The organism is Komagataeibacter melaceti (genome assembly GCF_003403295.1).
In the GTDB taxonomy this organism is placed as follows: Bacteria; Pseudomonadota; Alphaproteobacteria; order Acetobacterales; family Acetobacteraceae; genus Komagataeibacter; species Komagataeibacter melaceti.
This window is the reverse complement of record NZ_QUWV01000021.1, coordinates 1-12700: the sequence shown is the minus strand read 5'-3', so window position 1 is coordinate 12700 and position 12700 is coordinate 1. Positions and strand designations below refer to the sequence as shown.

The window sequence follows — 12700 nt, the reverse complement described above, 5'->3', positions numbered from 1 at the left end:
CTCCCGGTGTGATCGTGCGGCGTCCGCCCCCGCCACCCCCGCGCTATGAAGTGGTGCCCCGCCCGCGCCGGGGTTATGTCTGGGCGCCGGGGCGCTGGGTCTGGTACCAGCGTGGCTATGTCTGGCGGCGCGGCGGGTGGCGGCGGCATTGAGCGGCACCGTATGGCCGCCACCTGCATGCCCGGCCCGACTGCCGCTTCAGCCGTTGCGCCAGCTTCCCCCCATGGCGCGGATCAGGTCAATTCCACCCATGAGGCGGCGCGTGTTGATTGTAATCAGGTCCTCGCGGCTCTGTAATTCAGCGGTCTGGGCAATCACGACCTGCAGGTAATCCACTGCTCCTTCCCGATACTGAAGGGTTGCCAGATAGGTGGTGCGCGTTGCCGCCACGACCGCCTCCTGCTGTTGTGCGGACGCATCGGCCAGGTTGTTCAGCAGGGCAAGCTGGTCCTCCACCTCACGAAAGGCGGTCAGCACCGTCTGCCGGTAATTTGCCGCGGCCTCGGCATAGGCCGCATGGGTCAGGGCCAGATTGGCGAACCGGCGGCCTCCGTCGAATATGGCCAGCGTGGCCAGCGCCGGGCCAAGCGCCCACACACCGCTGCCCGCCGCCAGAAGGGTGCTGGTCACACTGGCCGAGCCACCCGTCGCCCCCAGCGTGATATTGGGAAAAAATGCGGCCCGCACCACCCCGATCCGGGCATTGGCCGCCGCCATGCGCCGTTCGGCCGCAGCGACATCGGGCCTGCGTTCCAGTAGCCGCGACGGCGCCGTTACCGGAATGGGGGGCACGGGCACCGGGCTGTCCACGGCTGCAATAACGAAAATGGAGGGCTGCTCCCCCACCAGCACGGCGATGGCATGTTCGACCAGTGCCCGATCAGCAACCTGCTGCTCAAGCCGGGACTGCGTGGCGCTGAGCTGGGTCCGCGCGCGCCCGACATCCAGTTCGCTCGCGGCCCCACCCACAAAGCGCCGTGTCGTCAGGTCAAGCGACGCCGTATAGGCGGCTACGGTCCGTTGCAGCAGGCTGATCCGTGCATCGAGGCCACAGAGCTGGAAATAGTCATCCGCCAGTTCGCCCTCCAGACTGAGGCGGATGGCGGCAAGGTCCGCCGCGCTGGCCTGCGCATTCGCCCGTGCGGCAGCCACCAGGTTGCGGATACGCCCCCATATGTCAGGCTCCCATGATATGGTGCCGCCCGTCTCATACTCCCGGTATTCATAATAATTGCCCGTGGCCGCAAACAGCGCGCGCTCACGCTGCGCGGTGGCCGTGGCGTCAATCTGGGGGAAGAAATCGGCCCGCGCGCGCCGGACAAGGGCGCGGGCCTGTGCATAGCGCGCCACGGCGGCGGCCAGTTGCGGGCTGCCATGCTCGATCCTGTCCTCCAGCCGGTTCAGCCTTTCATCCCCCATGACCGACCACCACGCCCCACGCTGTGCGGCATCGGTAGGTTGGGCGGGTGTCCATGGTCCCGTCTCCCGGTAGGTGGCGGGAAGGTCGGCCACCACGGGTTTCCTGTAACGCGGGGCCATATTACACCCGCACAGCACGGACAGGATGAACATGGCCCCCCTGCCCCAGTTAGGGTGCATGCTGGCCCTCATGCGGCCGGACCGGGTCGCCCTCGCTTATGTCGTCGGGTGGTGTGTCGATGATCCGGCTTTGCGGTGTCAGCCCCGTTACCTCCAGCTCCGTGCCAAAATCCGTCAGGATCGAGACATGCTGGATTCTGGCATGGTTCTGCCCATCCACCAGCGCCACGGTTGTCTGGTCCCTGCGGAACAGCAGGCAACTGGCCGGAATACGGACCGATGGCGGTGCGTCCGGCCCCGGCCCCCGGAATGTAAAGATGATCTGCGCATACGCGCCGGGCTTGAGCAGGTTGTCCGTGTTGTCATGGACAAGCTGGACCAGCATGGTGCCTGATTGGGAATCAACGGCATCCGCCGAATGCAGGAGATGCGCGTCAAACCTGCGCCCGCCATAATCCGGCACGGTGAACTGTGCCTGAAACCCTTCATGCATCCGCGCGGCATAGGCCTGCGGCACCCGCACGTACAGCCGCAGCCGTGTTACGTCCGATACGGTAAAAAGTGGCTGGCTGGTGGCGGTGCCCGCAACGATCAGCGCGCCGATATCGGTCGCGCGGCTGGTCACCACGCCAGAAAAGGGTGCGATGATGCGCTTGAAGCCGGACAGTGTCTCGAACCGTTCAACATCCGCCGCCGCTTCGTGGCGGGCGGCCTCGCTGGCGGCGAAGTTGCCCCGGCGTTCATCCGTTTCCTGCTGGGATACGGCGTTCTGCGCAATCAGGCGGTCCCACCTGCGCGATGTGATCCGCGCCAGGTCGCGCTGCGCGGTCCGTGTGCCCAGCGCCGCCCGCGCCCCGGCAAGCTGCAGGTCCACATCGGGCGTATCAATTTCCGCCAGAAGCTGGCCTTCTTCCACCTTCTGCCCGATATCGACATACCAGCGCCGCAGGTAGCCATTGGTCCGGGCATAGACCGGCGCGCTGTACCATGCCTGCAGCAGCCCCGGCAGCACCAGCGTGTCAGCCGCATGCCCGCCCGGATGCACGATGCTTACCGTGGGCACCAGTGCCGCGACATTGACGGCATGAAGCTGGTGGCGCGCATGGATGCGCATGAACGTGCCCACCGCAAGTATGGTCCCGAAAATGCACAGCCCGCCAAGGATGATCCATCGCGGGCGCAGTTTATGGGCCGCGTGCGGCAATAGCTGCGTATCAGGCATGGGCGCGCGCTCCATCCGTCCCGTGGCGTGCGCGCCAGTCATAGATCGTGGCGAACAGCGTCGGCACGAAGAACAGCGAGGCACAGGTCGCAAACAGCAGCCCGCCAATGACCGCCCGGCCCAGCGGTGCGTTCTGCTCGCCCCCTTCCCCCAGCCCCAGCGCCATGGGCAGCATGCCGATGACCATGGCCAGCGCCGTCATGATGACAGGCCGCAGGCGGGTGCTGCCCGCCGTCAGCGCTGCGCGCATCGTATCGCCATGTTCCGCAAGCTGCTCGCGACAGAAAGTTATGACGAGGATGGAGTTCGCCGTGGCCACCCCCATGCACATGATTGCCCCCGTCAGCGCGGGCACGGACAGTGGCGTGCGCGTGGCGAACAGCATCCAGCATATGCCCGCCAGCGCGCCGGGCAGTGCCAGAACGACAATGCAGGGGTCGGTCCAGCTCTGGAAATTGATGACAATCAGCAGGTAGATCAGCACGATCGCCCCCAGCAGGCCGAACCCCATGCCGGAAAAGGCGGTTGTCATGGCCTGGTACTGGCCACGCAGCGTGACGGTGACCGTATCCGGGCGGTCATGGTCCAGCCGCCGCAGCGCGGCCTGCACATCCCCCGCTATGGCGCCAAGATCCCGGCCCGCCCCGGCGGCGAACACGTCAATCAGCGGGCGGATGTTGTACTGCGCCTCGACCGGGGATGTGGTGCCCCGGGTAATCGTGCCCAGCGCGCCAAGTACCTGTAGCTGCGTGGTCGAAACGCCCGTGACCGGCAGCCCGATCAGGTCCGCCAGCGAACTGATCCGGTATTCGGGCATCTGCACCGCAATGGGATAGGTGACCATGCTGCGGGGGGCCAGCCAGTACAGCGGCGCTGTCTGCACTGTGCCCGCGATTGCGGTTGCGATGCTGCTGGTCACGTCCCCCTCCGTCAGGCCAAGCTGGTTGATGCGCGTGCGGTCCGCGTCAAAACGCAGTTCCGGGTAATGGCCGGGCTGCTGGATGCGGGCGTCCACCAGTCCGTCAATCGGGCGGATGGCGCGCAGTATCCGCTGGGCGAACTGGCGTGTCTCGTCCGGGTTGGGGCCGGATACCTGTATGTCGATCGGCGCGGGGGCGCCGAAGTTCAGGATCTGGCTGGTTATGTCCGATGGCAGGAAGGCAAAGCCCGCCTGGGGGAAAAGGATGGGCAGTTCGGCGCGGAGCACGCGGATATGCTGTTCGGTCGGGCGATGGCCCGCCTTGAGCGATACGATGATGTCCCCATCCTGCGGGCCGATCGTGCCCGAGGCGTTATAGGCGGTGTTGATCGCGCTGGTGGGCAGGCCGATATTGTCGGCAATGGATTCAAGCTCCGCCGGGGGGATGCGCTGGCGTATCTGTTTTTCGATACGCTGGAACAGGGCTGATGTCTCCTCGATACGCATGCCCACCGGGCCGCGCACGTGCAGTGTCAGGGTTCCGGCATCGACCTGCGGGAAGAAATTGCGCCCCAGAAACGGCAGCAGGCCCATGCTCAGCATGGCGAAACCGAAGAAACCGCCCACAAACCAGCCCCGGTGGTGCAGCGCGACTTCCAGCAGCGCGCTGTAATCGGCGCGGAATGTCTCGAAACGCCGCTCGAACCCCTTCTGGAACCTTGTGAAGGGGTTGCCGCGTGTCCGGTCTTTCTCCCCATGTGGCCGGAGCAGGAACATGGCCATGGTGGGCACAAGCGTGCGCGACAGGATGAAGGACATGACCATGGCGAACATGACCGAAAACGCCATGGGCACGAACAGGAAGCCCGCGATGCCCGGCAGGTAGAACATCGGGACAAACACGATGCAGATGCAGACGAGCGAGAGGAAGGCCGGGACGATGATCTCGCCCGATCCGTCGATTATGGCGGCATGGACATCCTTGCCCATTTCCAGATGGCGCTCGATGTTCTCGATCGTGACCGTGGCCTCGTCCACCAGAATTCCCACGGCGAGGGCAAGGCCCCCCAGCGTCATGACATTCAGCGTCTCCCCCAGCGCGGACAGGGCCGTAATCGCCCCCAGGACCGAAAGCGGGATGGAGGTCGCCACAATCAGTGTGGATCGCCATGAACCCAGGAACAGCAGGATCATGAGGCTGGTCAGGCCAGCCGCGATCGCGCCCTCACGTATCACGCCGTTTACGGCGGCCTGCACGAACAGCGACTGGTCATTGACGGGCTTGAGCCTGAGCTGTTTTGGCAGCCCGCGCGTGGCATCGGGCATCATCGCCCTGATCCCCGCCACAATGGCGATGGTGGAGGTCGCGCCCGATTTCAGCACTGTCATCAGGGCGGAACGCTGCCCGTCCACATGCACCACGTTCTGCTGCGGTGTCGCGCCGTCACGCACATGGGCCACATCGCGCACCCGCACCACCGCGCCGTTGACCGTGCGCACGGGCAGGCTGTTCAGCAGGTCCACGGAAAGCGGGGCGTTGTTCAGCCGGAAATTGTACTGGTACTCGCCAATCTTTACGAAGCCGGCCGGGGTGATCTGTGTCTGGCTGGTCAGGGCGTTGCCCACATCCTGCGCCGATACCCCGCGTGACTGAAGCTGCACGGGGTCAAGGTCCATCTGGATCTGGCGCACCCGGCCGCCATAGGGAAAGGGAATGGCGGCACCCGGCACGGTGACCAGACGGTTGCGGATGAAGTTGAAGCCATAGTCATATAGCTGCTGTTCGCTCAGCCCCGCGCCCGACAGGGCAAGCTGGACGATCGGCACCGTGGAGGCGCTGTAATTGAGGATGAGCGGCGGCGTGGTGCCAACGGGAAGCTGGCGGAGGATCGTCTGGGCAATGGCCGTGACCTGCGCGTTGGCAATGCGGATGTCGGTGCCCGGCTGGAAGAAGATCTTGGTCACGCCGATCCCCGTCAGCGACTGTGCCTCGATATGTTCGATATTGTTGACCGTGGTGGTCAGCACGCGCTGGAACGGCAGTTCGATGCGCCCCGACATGTCCTGTGGCGAGAGGTTGCTGTAGGTCCATGCCACGGCGATGATGGGGATGCGGATATCGGGGAAGATGTCCTTCGGCGTGCGGAAGGCTGACAGCACACCGGCAAAAACGATCAGGATCGCCATCACCACGAATGTGTAGGGACGCGCGAGGGCGAGACGGACAATCGCATTCATGCCGTCCTGCCTGAAAGCCGTGAAACGAGCCGTATCTGCATGGATGTGGTCCCTGCCCCAACTCCCGACCTGCCTTCAACGCATCAGCCCCGCAATCGGCTTACCCGGCGCGGATGAAAAACAGCGCAGCCGGATACGGCGTGAACCGGCCCTTTCACGGCGGTGCGCCCTGTGCGGCCGACCCGTCCGGGGCCGGGGCGGAAAGGCTGTCGCCCACGGGGAAATTCGTGCGCGTAAAGCTGTCCAGACTGCCAAGTGCCAGCAATATCGCCAGCCAGAACAGCCCGCCCAGCGCGAATATCGCGGCAAGGGATGGGGCCTGCGCAATACGCATGAACCCGAAGACAATGACCAGCCCCATAAGGAACGCGCCCAGGCAGATGCCGGGGGTAAAGCCCGCCCTGCCCATGGCCAGTTGTGCCCCCACCAGCAGCACGAGCACACCCCACCATGCCGCAACACGCGCCATCACGCCCGCCCGATCAGGTAGAGGACCGGGAACAGCAGTATCCAGACAAGATCGACAAAACTCCAGTACAGCCCCACCACATCCACCACCATGGGCGAGACGGGGCGGCCCCCATGCGTGCGTACGCGGTAGCAGACCCACACAATCAGCCCGATGCCGACCAGCATGTGCAGCCCGTGCAGTGCGGTGGCGAGGAAGTAAAAGCTGTAGAACAGTTGCGCGCCCCCCGCCTCCGGCCCGGAAATGGCGAAATCCGGGCCGGGAAACAGGTGCTCCCTGAACTCAAGACGCCACTCCCAGCCCTTGAGCACGAGGAATGTCATCCCCATCCCCGCCGCCCCCAATGCCGCGGGGATGATGCGGCGCTCATGCCCCTGCCGTGCCGCCTCCGTCGCCAGCGTGTAGATGGCGCTGCTGCTGATCAGCAGCAGCGTATTCACACTGCCGATTGCAAGGTTGGTATGCCGCACCCCGGCGGCCCATCCGGCGGCATGCGTATGTGAATAGACCAGAACGACCAGGAACAGCCCGCCGAACAGCAGGACCTCGCTGGCCAGAAACAGCCACATGCCTGCCACCGCCGTTTCATCACGGTGCAGGGGTGTGTCATAGGGCGCAAGATGCTCAGCCATGTGGCGTCTCCCGCCGGGTGGCGTCCTCCGCCTGCGCCAGTGCGGCGTAGTCATAGGCCTCATGGGTGACGATGGGGGCCTGGGCGAAGTTTTCCGTAGGCGGCGGGGAGGATGTCCGCCATTCAAGGCCGGTCGCCTGCCATGGGTTGTCGGTCGCGCGCGCGCCACGGAACAGCGACCACGTAAAATAGACCAGCGGCAGGACATAGGCCAGCGCAAGGATGCTGGCCCCGGCGGATGACAGCACGTTAAGCACCTGGAACTGCGCCGGATAGGTCGCGTACCGCCGGGGCATGCCCTCATAACCCAGCAGGAACTGCGGGAAGAAGGTCAGGTTGAAGCCAAAGAACAGCAGTGCCGCCGCCGTCCTGCCCCACATTTCGGGGTACATGCGCCCCGTGATCTTGGGCCACCAGTAATGCAGCCCGGCGAAATAGGCCGAAACCATGCCCCCCACCATGATGTAATGGAAATGTGCCACCACGAAATATGTCTGTGTCAGGTGCACGTCACTGGCGAGCGAGGCAAGGAAAAGCCCCGTCAGCCCACCTACCGTGAACAGCCCGATAAAGCCCATGGCGTACAGCATGGGCGTGTCCAGCCTGATCGCGCCGCCATGCATGGTACCCAGCCAGTTGAATACCTTGATGGCCGAGGGAACGGAGACAAGGAAGCTCAGCATGGAAAACACCACGGCGGCATAAAGAGATGTCCCGGCCACGAACATATGGTGCCCCCAGACCAGAAAGCCGATGGCCGCAATGGAAATGGAGGACCACGCCACGAACCTGTAGCCAAAGACCGGCTTGTGGCAGAACGTGCTGACCACTTCGCTCACCACCCCCATGCCCGGCAGGATCATGATGTAGACCGCCGGGTGGGAGTAGAACCAGAACAGGTGCTGGAACAGGAGCGGGTCGCCGCCAAGGGCGGGGTCGAACACGCCCACATGGAAAAAATGCTCAAACCCCAGCAGCAGCAGCGTGATGCCGAGCACTGGTGTTGCCAGCACGAAAATGACACTGGTGGCATACAGCGCCCACAGCATGAGCGGCAGGCGGTACCACGTCATGCCCGGCGCGCGGAGCTGGTGGATGCTGATGATGAAGTTCACCCCGGTCGCGATGGATGAAAACCCGCTCAGGAACACGCCGGCCACCACCGGCAGCACCCTTCCCTGCGTATAATCGGTGGAAAGCGGCGTATAGAATGTCCACCCGGTTTCCAGCCCACCGCGAAACAGCCCGTACACCACCAGCATCCCCGCCATGACGAACAGGTACCAGCTCAGCAGGTTGAGGCGCGGAAAGGCCAGGTCACGTGCGCCCAGCATCAGCGGCACAAGGAAGTTGCCCAGCGTGACGGGAATGGAGGGCACGAGAAACAGCCAGACCATGACAATGCCGTGCAGGGTGAACAGCCGGCTATATGTCTCGTCCGACACGATCGCTCCCGTCGGCACGATCAGGTGCAGCCGGATCAGGGCGGCCGCTATGCCCCCCAGCACGAAGAACACGGTGATGGAGGCCATGTACAGCAATGCAATGCGTTTGTGGTCGGTTGTCAGCAGCCATGACCGCACGGTGCCGTCCTGCCACAGGTAATTGCGTTCGCTGCCGGGCATGGGGGCCATGACACTCACCTCCCTTCACGCGGGGGGCTGGCCAGTGCCCCCATGCCCGGTGGTGTGGATGATGAGAGTGTCTGGATATACGCAACCAGCGCCGCCAGTTCATCTTCACCCAGCACGCCACGGAATGACGGCATTTCGGTCGTGTAGCGCCCCTTGGGGAAGCGTCCCGCGCCCGTATGGAGTATGGCGTCATGCACGAATGCGCCATCCACCCGCACGGGCCGCCCGTCGGGGCCGGGCACGATGGAGCCGTACAGCCCCACCATGGACGGCGCGCGGCCCGGCTCCTGCGCATCGGGCGGGTAACGCCCCGATACGTGGCAGCCGCTGCACCCGTTGCTGATGAACAGGGCCTCCCCCCTCGTGGCCAGACTGCCGCTGGCGGGGGTATGGTCCAGCCAGTCGGCATAATCGGTGCTGTTCAGCACGACCAGCGTGCCGGTCATGCGCGAATGCCCGATGCCGCAGAACTGCGTGCAGTAAAAACGGAACGATCCCGTCCGGGTGGCGATGAACCACAGGCTCTGGTACCGCCCCGGCAGTACATCATGCTTGATGCGCAGCACGGGGATCGAGAAATCATGGATGACATCTTCCGATGTGAGCAGAAGCTGCACCGCCCGGCCCAGCGGCACGTGCAGGGAATTGATCTCGCGCTGGCCGCCCGGATACTGGACCTTCCACATCCACTGCTTGCCCGTCACGTATATCTGGATCGCGCCCGCCGGGGGCTGGAAGCCCACCACGTACAGCCGCGCCGCCCATACGAACAGGGCAAAGAAAATAACCAGTGTCGCCGTGGTCCAGCCAATCTCGAAGCGCCAGCTCTTGTGGGCCACGACCTCATGCGGGACGGGCATCTGGCTCCCCACCCGAAAGCGGATGATGTTGAGGAACATCAACCCGAACACCAGCCCCAGCACCGCCAGGCTGATCAGCACCAGCCCCGCCAGCAGGACATCCACCCGCCCGGCATGCGATGAGGCTTCGGGGAGCCAGCTCACCGCCGGCCCCGCGCATGGGCCATGGCCAGCATGGAGCCGAGCATCAGCACGGTTAGTGCTGCCCCGATGCGTAACAGCTTTTCAACCGCCAGCGTGTAACGCCCCGTCGTTTCATCATAATGGAAGCACAGCAGCAGGATGGGCGATGCCGCAATGCGCTCACCCCGCGCGGCGTGGGCCAGGGCCTGCCTTACGTCGCCCGGCTGGTAGCCGATGCCCATGACATAACCCGAAACCATGCCCGCCGGGGTAACGAACACCAGCCCCATGGGGTGCAGGTACTGCCGCAGCTCGGGGTCATAGCGCGCATGGAACCCCACCGCGCGGGACAGGCGCTGGATGCTGGCGGGGCCCCCGGTCAGGAAATGCCACCCCTGATCGGCTGTGGCTGCGGGAAAGCGCGCCAGATCATCCCGGCGGGCCTGCCGCGCCATGGCGGGGGTTTCCGTGGGGTCGATGCTGACCACCAGCAGGGTATAGTCGGCAGGGGTTTCCAGCCCGCTACGCGCCAGCGCATGGATCAGGTCGGTGCGTTCGAGTTCGCACATATTGGGGCAGGCATAATAGCCCATGGACACGATGGCGGGCCTGCCGCCAAGGAACGCGCCCAGTGGCCGGATCTGGCCGGTCGTATCGGCAAACGGGGCGTCCAGCGGCAGCGATGCGCCGGGCCGGGGCGTAAAAGCCAGCGCGGCCATGGCGCTGGTATCCTGCGCCATGGCGGCCGTGGCCCATGACAGTGCGGCCAGACAGGCCAGTACGGCCCATTTCATCCTGCCTGCGCGGCGCGGCGTGGTCATGGCCCGTCCCCTCCGTCCGCAGGCCAGCCGCTTATGCCCTCGCGTGCGATCTGTTGCATGGCCTGTTCAATGGGGATGTGGCCGATGCCACGGGCAGTGTCGGTCCAGCCAAAACCGTTCAGCAGGGCCATCTCACGCGCATGGAATACCGCCATGTCCGCCGCCGGGTCGGACTGCAAGGCCGGTTGCGCGATGACCGGGAATGGTGGCTTGAGCAGCCGGTCGAGCGATTTTTGCGGAAACAGCACATCGGCCAGAATGACCAGTCCCCCCACGACAAGGCCGATCGCCACACCCCCGGCAATGACCGCGCGCAGGGAAATGTCGCGGGTTTCATGGTGGGGCGGCCCATCCGATGGTGCGCTGTGGCCGGATGCGGAATGTTCAGGCATGTGCGCCTCCCGCCCGTTCGCGCTCCATCCACCACGAAACCAGCACGGTGCTCCCGCCGCCAAGGAACGCAAGGCAGACCACCACGGCCCATGGTGAAATGGCGGGCGTCCATGTGGGCAGGACCAGCCAGAAGTTACGGAGCACTTCCATCCCGGCCAGCAACCCCGCCACCGGCAGGACGATGCGCCGCCGGGCCTGTAGCGGGGGCAGCGCCAGCAGCACGAAAGGCAGGAGGAAATGCAGCCCGGCAATGGCCACCGCCACGGCCCCCCACCCGCCGCGCAGGCGGGGTGCGTACCAAGCGGCCTCCACCGGCAGGTTGGACTGCCAGATAATCAGGAACTGCATGAAATCCAGATAGGCCCACAGCACCGTCAGCCCCAGCAGCAGGCGCGCCAGGTCACGCAGTTCCGTGGCATTTGCCCGCATCCCTTCGGACAGGACCGCCATGGCGAAGGCCAGCAGCACCGCCCCGGCCGATGCGATTAGGCCATAGGCGCTGGAACTGAAATGGGGGTCGAGGGATTCCGTCAGGTCAATGGCCGCGAAGCCGGAGGTAAAGGCCAGCACGACCAGACCGCCCGGTGCGATGCGCCCCAGATCGCCCCCGCGCAGGCATATGGTCCCAAGGCTCCCCCACGCCAGCACGTAGATGCCCATCCGCCCGAGCGCGAAAGGCCCGTTGAGGTAAAAACCGTTCGTAATCCGCGCCTGCCCGTCGGGGCGGAGCCATGGATAGAGGTATCCCGCCCCCCACAGTAACCCCATCAGCATGGGAATGCCCAGCGGCAGCGTGGCCACCCCGGCGCGCAGGCCCGGCCGCAGGATATCCCCCCACCGCCCGCCGCTGAGGGCATGCACCAGAAGAAGTGCCATGCTGCCCACCGGCCACCCGATCCACGCCGCGCACACCGCCAGCCATGCCGGAAAGAGCGCATGGGGCGCGCGGATCGCACCCGCCACGGCGGCGACCAGCGCCATGGCCGAGACGCCACACGCAATGTGCCGTAGGCGGTTCATGGCGCGCGCGCCAGCTGTTCGGGCGTCATGTCGGCGCGTGTGGCGTGCTGGCTGCGCCCAAGGGCGTAGAGATAGGCCACGATGGCCCAGCGGTCATCCGGCCCGATCCGCTGGGCAAAGCCGTACATGATCCCCTGCCCCGATGTGATGACATCATGCAGGTGCAGTGGTGTCCCCATCCGTCCGTCAGTCGCCATGAGCGGTGGTGGGGCGGGAAAACCGCGCTGCACTACCATGCCATGGCCGTTTCCGCTTTCCGCATGGCAGGGCGCGCAGAAGGCGTGATATTCGCTGCGCCCGCGCTGCAGCAGCGCCATGGTCAGCCGGGGTACAGGATGGGGCATGTCATGATATTCCACCGTGCCCGGCACCTGTTCTGCCGGTGCGCTGGCGGGGCTGGCATAGGGATTTTCCTTGTGCTGTTTCGACATGTCGTCACACCCGGTGGCCAGCAGCAGAAGCGCGCAGGATACAAAGCAGGCAGGCCACGCGGGTTTCATGGCGCGACCTCCTCGATCGTGAGCGGGTCGTGGCGGGCCAGTATTTCACGCACCCGCGCGGCATCGGGCGACCGTACGACCAGAACATATCCCCCCGTCATGACGCCGCGCATGGCGGTGCTTTCATCCACGGGGTCGTACAGGCGCGGCAGGCGCACCACGACCATGTAGCCAACCATTCCCGCCAGCACCGCCCCCAGTACCGCCAGCTCGAACGTTGCGGGAATGTAGGACGGCCATGAAAAATCCGGCCTGCCGCCAATATCGAGCGGGTAGCTGATGGTCGTGGCATAGACCTGCATGCCAAAGCCCCCCATGCCCCCCAGCAGCC

13 protein-coding genes are annotated in these 12700 nt (G+C 65.2%); 1 reads left to right on the top strand and 12 read right to left on the bottom strand.

From position 1 onward, the window contains the following. Positions 1 to 8 precede the first annotated feature (8 nt). On the top strand, positions 9 to 152 hold the full coding sequence (locus DY926_RS02575; protein ID WP_338034310.1) for a hypothetical protein: 144 nt from the start codon (positions 9 to 11) through the stop codon (positions 150 to 152). 46 nt (positions 153 to 198) lie between these two features. On the opposite strand, the gene DY926_RS02570 is transcribed toward DY926_RS02575, so the two are convergent. From DY926_RS02570 to DY926_RS02515, 12 genes are all read right to left on the bottom strand, one after another. Then, positions 199 to 1599, bottom strand: coding sequence for an efflux transporter outer membrane subunit (locus tag DY926_RS02570; protein WP_116701964.1), 1401 nt, complete (start codon positions 1597 to 1599; stop codon positions 199 to 201). Beyond that, complete coding sequence (locus DY926_RS02565; protein ID WP_116701967.1) at positions 1589 to 2761, bottom strand: efflux RND transporter periplasmic adaptor subunit; 1173 nt, start codon at positions 2759 to 2761, stop codon at positions 1589 to 1591. Before DY926_RS02565 ends, DY926_RS02570 begins: the two co-directional genes overlap by 11 nt. After that, the gene (locus tag DY926_RS02560) at positions 2754 to 5918 is read right to left on the bottom strand and encodes an efflux RND transporter permease subunit (protein WP_116701963.1); all 3165 of its coding nucleotides are present in this window, start codon (positions 5916 to 5918) and stop codon (positions 2754 to 2756) included. Before DY926_RS02560 ends, DY926_RS02565 begins: the two co-directional genes overlap by 8 nt. A gap of 154 nt (positions 5919 to 6072) precedes the next feature. Beyond that, the gene (locus DY926_RS02555; RefSeq protein WP_116701962.1) at positions 6073 to 6387 is read right to left on the bottom strand and encodes a hypothetical protein; all 315 of its coding nucleotides are present in this window, start codon (positions 6385 to 6387) and stop codon (positions 6073 to 6075) included. Continuing rightward, the gene (locus DY926_RS02550) at positions 6387 to 7019 is read right to left on the bottom strand and encodes a cytochrome c oxidase subunit 3 (protein WP_116701961.1); all 633 of its coding nucleotides are present in this window, start codon (positions 7017 to 7019) and stop codon (positions 6387 to 6389) included. The genes DY926_RS02555 and DY926_RS02550 overlap by 1 nt, the downstream gene beginning before the upstream one ends. Beyond that, positions 7012 to 8652, bottom strand: coding sequence for a cytochrome c oxidase subunit I (locus tag DY926_RS02545; protein ID WP_116701960.1), 1641 nt, complete (start codon positions 8650 to 8652; stop codon positions 7012 to 7014). Before DY926_RS02545 ends, DY926_RS02550 begins: the two co-directional genes overlap by 8 nt. Positions 8653 to 8657: 5 nt before the next feature. Next, a complete protein-coding gene (gene coxB, locus DY926_RS02540) occupies positions 8658 to 9656 on the bottom strand; it encodes a cytochrome c oxidase subunit II (RefSeq protein WP_116701959.1) in 999 nt (332 codons plus the stop codon). Further along, positions 9653 to 10456, bottom strand: a complete 804-nt coding sequence (locus DY926_RS02535) for an SCO family protein (RefSeq protein WP_158551900.1) — start codon at positions 10454 to 10456, stop codon at positions 9653 to 9655. Before DY926_RS02535 ends, coxB begins: the two co-directional genes overlap by 4 nt. Beyond that, positions 10453 to 10848: a hypothetical protein gene (locus tag DY926_RS02530; protein ID WP_241503016.1), complete on the bottom strand. Its 396-nt coding sequence runs from the start codon at positions 10846 to 10848 to the stop codon at positions 10453 to 10455. Before DY926_RS02530 ends, DY926_RS02535 begins: the two co-directional genes overlap by 4 nt. Next, positions 10841 to 11869, bottom strand: a complete 1029-nt coding sequence (locus DY926_RS02525; protein WP_241503015.1) for a hypothetical protein — start codon at positions 11867 to 11869, stop codon at positions 10841 to 10843. The genes DY926_RS02530 and DY926_RS02525 overlap by 8 nt, the downstream gene beginning before the upstream one ends. After that, positions 11866 to 12369 (bottom strand): c-type cytochrome, encoded by a 504-nt coding sequence (locus DY926_RS02520; protein WP_116701958.1) that lies wholly within the window; start codon positions 12367 to 12369, stop codon positions 11866 to 11868. Before DY926_RS02520 ends, DY926_RS02525 begins: the two co-directional genes overlap by 4 nt. After that, the coding region (locus DY926_RS02515; RefSeq protein ID WP_116701957.1) for a DUF3341 domain-containing protein at positions 12366 to 12700 on the bottom strand (335 nt) is incomplete at its 5' end. The genes DY926_RS02520 and DY926_RS02515, both read right to left, overlap by 4 nt.

Excerpts from the sequence above, each read along its gene's own strand:
- DY926_RS02570 (WP_116701964.1), bottom strand. The coding sequence starts at position 1,599 with ATGCACCCTAACTGGGGCAGGGGGGCCATGTTCATCCTGTCCGTGCTG.
- DY926_RS02565 (WP_116701967.1), bottom strand. The coding sequence starts at position 2,761 with ATGCCTGATACGCAGCTATTGCCGCACGCGGCCCATAAACTGCGCCCG.
- DY926_RS02560 (WP_116701963.1), bottom strand. The coding sequence starts at position 5,918 with ATGAATGCGATTGTCCGTCTCGCCCTCGCGCGTCCCTACACATTCGTG.
- DY926_RS02555 (WP_116701962.1), bottom strand. The coding sequence starts at position 6,387 with ATGGCGCGTGTTGCGGCATGGTGGGGTGTGCTCGTGCTGCTGGTGGGG.
- DY926_RS02550 (WP_116701961.1), bottom strand. The coding sequence starts at position 7,019 with ATGGCTGAGCATCTTGCGCCCTATGACACACCCCTGCACCGTGATGAA.
- DY926_RS02545 (WP_116701960.1), bottom strand. The coding sequence starts at position 8,652 with ATGGCCCCCATGCCCGGCAGCGAACGCAATTACCTGTGGCAGGACGGC.
- DY926_RS02535 (WP_158551900.1), bottom strand. The coding sequence starts at position 10,456 with ATGACCACGCCGCGCCGCGCAGGCAGGATGAAATGGGCCGTACTGGCC.
- DY926_RS02530 (WP_241503016.1), bottom strand. The coding sequence starts at position 10,848 with ATGCCTGAACATTCCGCATCCGGCCACAGCGCACCATCGGATGGGCCG.
- DY926_RS02525 (WP_241503015.1), bottom strand. The coding sequence starts at position 11,869 with ATGAACCGCCTACGGCACATTGCGTGTGGCGTCTCGGCCATGGCGCTG.
- DY926_RS02520 (WP_116701958.1), bottom strand. The coding sequence starts at position 12,369 with ATGAAACCCGCGTGGCCTGCCTGCTTTGTATCCTGCGCGCTTCTGCTG.